Genomic DNA, 5,215 nt, shown 5'->3' on the forward strand with positions numbered 1-5,215 from the left:
TACTGCTTTTTTCATTTTTAATTGGTTTGGTTATTAGTTAGAAAAGGTACAAAATTAAATATTACAGTAGGCGCATTATTAAAACCTAGTTTTTAACAATCTACGCGAAAAATATTACCATTAACCCCTGTTTTTTATTAACATTTTTCATTATTGTAGTAATATTCTTTCGTTCATAAGTTCCTGATAACAAATTCATTACTCTCCTTACAATTTTTCCCGGATGTGATAGTTTTATACAATAGGTAGTGCATATACTACTGTTCGTATATAATTGGCATGAAAAAAACTGCATTTTTAGCTTTTATAACCTTTGGCCTTGGAATACTATGCCTTCCTTTAAAAACTTATGGCCTTGGAAATACCATTGAGGATCCTGTTGTTGTTGCCAAAAAGATCATTTCCGATGATCCTATTCCCTGGACAAAGACAGAATATGAGGTTATCCTAAAGACAGTTGGGGCCAAAAGAACACTGACCAACATTGATAAAAATTACCTCCTGCTTCAATCGCCATGGTTAGGAGTTGAATACTTACAAGGGGTCTATGGAGATGGGGTAAATAGCATCCCCGTTGAACAACTTTTAGATCTGTTGAATATGGCCACAAATTCACCGCAACAGACCAGCAGAAAATTAGCCGAAGTAACCCTACAGCATGCTCTTTTAGAATACGACAAGGCTTTTAACGTGGCTACCAACATTAGCTCAAATTCTGCAGTAAGTTATGAAGATGCCATCTCTTTTTTAACCAGGCGTTTTGGCTATCTAAAGATCAGTACAGCCAAGAAATTATTGGATGAAAGTAGCATGGCGGACAATGCTGTGATCGACAAGAAAACAAACAGGCGCATAGCGGATCATTTTAAAAATATTCGAAAACAATATTCTGAGGAGATACCTATAGCCAGTGCATTGCAGGAGATAAAGGCATTTTACACCCTACTGGAGGAAGTGGTTTCGGGCTTAGCAATGGTAAAGCCATATACTAATTTTACTCAAACCATCACAGAATTAAATGAAGTACAGCTTCAGGAACGCAAACACTGGCGTTCTGGCCTTGAGATCACCTTCCCTACAAACGGCACAGTATGGACTATCCCAGATCCTGGCTCTATTGAATGGACAACAAGTAATTTACCTCCCGAAAAGACCATCAAATTCTACCTTCTGAAGAATAATACGGTGATACAGGAACTGGGAACTTATAAGAATACCAAACTTGCAGGGGGTATAAAACTTAATAAGACCCTGCCAAACGGAAATAATTACAGGATCATGGGGATTGAGCTTTTTCCGACGGACAAATTTTATACGGCCAAGTTCGCCACGCCATATTTTACCATCAATAAGCGAAATCCTGATGCAACTCCCCCACCCGAGCTAATTGCTGTTGTAGAGGAAGAAGTAGTGCCCATCCCCGACGAACCTAAACCGCTGGAAATAGTAGAACCTGCTCCCCCTAAAGAAGAACCTTCAGCACCCGAAGAAGAAATAATTGTTGAAGCAGAAGAAGTGGTAGAACAAGAGGAAACACCTGTAGTAGAAATAGTTGAACCTGTTGTTATAAAAGAAGAAGTACCTGAAAAACCGGTGGAGATTGAAAAACGAACCGATTTTGATGGGCGCACCATTACCTATGTAAAAGAGCTGGAAGTTAATAACAAGATCATTCAGATCAATTTATGGGATCATGGCCGCCAGGACGGCGATATTGTATCTATCTACCTTAACGGTTTTGCGATCGTTTCTCAATACAATCTTACCTATCAAAAAAAGGGATTTGAATTAAAACTAGACCCCACTCAAGCCAACGATCTATTTCTGTACGCCCACAATCTGGGCAAGTTTCCTCCTAATACAGTCTCTATTGAGATCATAGATGGAGACAATTCTGAAAATATTATCCTTAACTCAGATCTTTCCCGTTGTGAAGCCGTGCTGATCAATGTGAAGGAATAGTCCATTTTTTAGTTTAGTCTGCTTACACATTTTCCTTTGACTACTTCTTCAAAGGGTATATTTCATTTTATTTAGTACCTTGGATAGATAACCACCAGGCACTTCAATGCTCTCCTTTTATAGAACTATCAGAAACAATTGGCTGCAGACAACAAAACTAAAATGACGAATTAATGAGTGGAATGGATATAGTAATGGTTATCGCTATCATCTTATTTGCAAGATTGGGATCACGGCTAGTTTACCGCTATATTAAAATGAAGAAGGAGAACAATTCAGACGCTTAAAAAATAGAATAACCAACTAATCAAATACAACTATCATGGGTATATTTTGGGATCTGTTACAGCAAGACGAACTAGACAAACAACAAAAACAGGCAGACAGCGTAGAAGACCGCGTAACCGCTTTGGAGACTGAACTAGAGAAGACCCGGGTACTCCTTAAAAAGACCCTGGTGGCACTGGAAAGCCATTTAAACCAGGATATTGACGGGGATGGGATCACAGGTTAGTGTACATCAAAATATGCATAAATGAACTAGTGAATGATTGCTTTTTTTCGTAAAGTCCGACAACAACTACTCGTGGAAAATAAGACCGGTAAATACCTAAAATATGCCATTGGGGAGATCCTATTGGTAGTTATTGGTATCCTGATCGCACTTCAGATTAATACATGGTCTAATGAACATGATGAGCGAAAATTAGAACGCACCTACCTGGAAGCGCTTCATTTTGAAATTACTGAAGATCTGCAGTTTTACTCAAATGTTGCCGATTCATTGAAGAAACAAAGAGCCTCTGCCCAGCATGTCTTGCAATTTCTGGAAAATCCTGAAGCTAAGATAACAGACTCATTACTTTTCATTAAAATGTTTAGAAATTGTGCCGATGGTGAAAACCTAACGAGAACCGAGGTCACCTGGAAAGAATTGCAGTCAACTGGGAGACTATCCCTGATCCGAAATAAGGATCTGGTACGTCAATTGTTCGAATATTATGCGTTTTTAGATCAATTTGCCTTCGATTTTAACAAGTTTCCCATGGAGCGAAGGTATATGGTTCGAAAAATTGAACACGAAGTATTCAATATGGACGAACAATTGGAATTTTATGTGAATTGGAATCAGGAACTGGTACCAAGAAAAGTGGTTTTTGAGAACATTCGCTCCAACCAGATTTTATTGGATCTCGTAAAATCTGTTTTGATAAGTTCAGTAGTCCAACTAGAAACGGACCAAAAAGCTTTAGGGAGGGCAAACGAGTTGCAGGAGACCATTATGCAAACATTAGATCCAAAATAAGACATATCCTCTTTTAAGTAACCTATTTATTAGTTATACATGATCTTGAGTTAATTAGGTTAGTTTTTGTACCTTCTTGCTTCACTTAAAAACGGACTGTCATGAAAAATTTAATTCTTTTATTTAGCTGTCTTATTGGACCCTTAGGGTTTGCACAAAATGCCACGATTGATCATTTAGTGGCCGACTTTGAGCGGTCTAAGGCCATGTCTATGGAATACATAGATGCCATGCCCGAAGACCAATTTAATTACAAACCCACAGAGGGTGTGCGCACCTTTGCCGCTCAGATGCTGCACGGGGCTCAGGGAACCATAGGGCTAGCTGCAAACGGTACAGGGGAGGCAGCTATTTATGGAGATGTCAATATAGAACAAGAAGCCTCGTTTCAATCTAAGAGCGAAGTACGACGCATTGTAGCTGAAAGTTTCGATTTTGCGATTGCCGGTATTCAAAATATGGACCCGTCAAAATTTGATGAAGTTGTGGTGCGTGGGCCGTATAATGTAACCCGACTTGGATGGATCCAAAAAGCCAATGAACATGTAGGGCATCACAGGGGTCAATGCGCCATTTACCTTAGAATGCAGGGAATTACGCCTCCTGCCTATAAGTTGTTTTAAAGGTTATTAGATCGCTTGGTAAATGGTTGTGCTATCCGGGACAGTCCAAGTTGTGCTTCGTCCTAAGCTCACTGTAACTAAGATTATACTTACTTATCTTAGAATGATGGGGTGAGAAGGTCTTGCTCTAACTACTGGCTAACTTTTAAAGAAGTACTATGAATAATCTTCAATTAACTGCACGCTTTGTGATACACGACGGGAAACTTGAAAAATTCAAGGAACTGGCAAAGGCCTGTATGAATTCTACAAAAGAAAAGGATACGGGGACACTGCAATACGACTGGTATTTTAATAGTGATGAAACAGAGTGCAGAGTTCGGGAAACCTATGTGAATTCTGATGCCATTTTGGCCCATATAGGCAACCTGGGGCCTCTGTTGGGTGAATTATTGGCTATATCCGACTTTTATCCGGAGCTATACGGAGCGCCGTCAGAAGCTTTGGTAAATGCCACGGCTGCGTTAAAACCACAGGTATACACTCACTTCCAGTCTATGTAGTATTTTATATTCAGGGGGGTGACCCTTCAATTTTTTTGGTCCAGCGTATTTATGGCATAAATAAATACCCGATAGAAACGTTATAGGTATACCTAGGTCATGTAAAACACCGTACTAATTGAACAAAATCCTTAGAAATAGTATTGTAGGTTTCGTAAGTCTGCTTTTTTTCTCCTCCTTTAGCCAGGAGTACAAAGCACAGGATCTCTATGGTCAATGGCAGATAATCGGTAGTTTTAGGAAGGGTGAACAGGTCCTGGAAGCTTTAAAGGACACTATCAAAAATCCAACACAGTACTACTTTACCTTTAACAAGGACGGAACCTTTACCTATGACGTTATTTCCCTGGAAAAAGAACCACAAGGAGAAATAAGAAATGGAACCTGGCATCTTTCGCCCAATGGGAAACGACTCACCTTGATAGATTCGGCAATCGATCAGGAAAAACGAATAATTCCAGGTGATTTCATCAATTTTGCAACAGACGGTACACTTTCCACAAAGCCTATGATATTCCCTATTTTAGAATTATCTGAGAACAAGCTGGTACTTTATGATGAATATCATAAGACGCTTGATATATTTCGGAAATAAAAGGTAGACGTTAGAGGGACGAGGTGAAATAACTTAAGTAAGGGGTGAGAGACATATTGTACAAGGTACGAGACAGGAAGTTTAAGGTTTATACCTAGCAGGGGGAATTTAAAAAATAATGGATTTTTATTGGAGCGGGATTGCACTTGCAATATTATTCATAGGGAACTTAGTAGTGGCCTGGCCATAAATCTCTTCCACTATTTTATACAGGTCCGGGATAACC

At 39.3% G+C, this 5,215-nt stretch carries 6 protein-coding genes; all 6 read left to right on the forward strand.

What is annotated here, in order from left to right; all coding sequences use genetic code 11:
* Positions 1–279 precede the first annotated feature (279 nt).
* The 6 genes from Q0X72_RS13000 to Q0X72_RS13025 all read left to right on the forward strand — a co-directional run bounded on the left by Q0X72_RS13000 (position 280) and on the right by Q0X72_RS13025 (position 4,989).
* Positions 280–1,962 carry a hypothetical protein gene (locus Q0X72_RS13000; RefSeq protein ID WP_297766233.1) on the forward strand — a complete coding sequence of 561 codons (1,683 nt, stop codon included), beginning with the start codon at positions 280–282 and terminating at the stop codon, positions 1,960–1,962.
* Positions 1,963–2,284: 322 nt separating this feature from the next.
* Positions 2,285–2,476 carry a hypothetical protein gene (locus Q0X72_RS13005; RefSeq protein WP_297766235.1) on the forward strand — a complete coding sequence of 64 codons (192 nt, stop codon included), beginning with the start codon at positions 2,285–2,287 and terminating at the stop codon, positions 2,474–2,476.
* 72 nt (positions 2,477–2,548) lie between these two features.
* Entirely contained in the window at positions 2,549–3,268 is a 720-nt protein-coding gene (locus Q0X72_RS13010) for a DUF6090 family protein (RefSeq protein WP_297766238.1), read from the forward strand.
* A 101-nt stretch (positions 3,269–3,369) separates the two neighbouring features.
* A complete protein-coding gene (locus tag Q0X72_RS13015) occupies positions 3,370–3,891 on the forward strand; it encodes a DinB family protein (RefSeq protein ID WP_297766241.1) in 522 nt (173 codons plus the stop codon).
* 158 nt (positions 3,892–4,049) lie between these two features.
* Entirely contained in the window at positions 4,050–4,394 is a 345-nt protein-coding gene (locus tag Q0X72_RS13020; protein ID WP_297766244.1) for an antibiotic biosynthesis monooxygenase, read from the forward strand.
* Positions 4,395–4,512: 118 nt separating this feature from the next.
* A complete protein-coding gene (locus Q0X72_RS13025) occupies positions 4,513–4,989 on the forward strand; it encodes a DUF5004 domain-containing protein (RefSeq protein ID WP_297766247.1) in 477 nt (158 codons plus the stop codon).
* Positions 4,990–5,215: the final 226 nt, after the last annotated feature.

Source organism: uncultured Muriicola sp. (assembly GCF_947258935.1).
In the GTDB taxonomy this organism is placed as follows: Bacteria; Bacteroidota; Bacteroidia; order Flavobacteriales; family Flavobacteriaceae; genus Muriicola.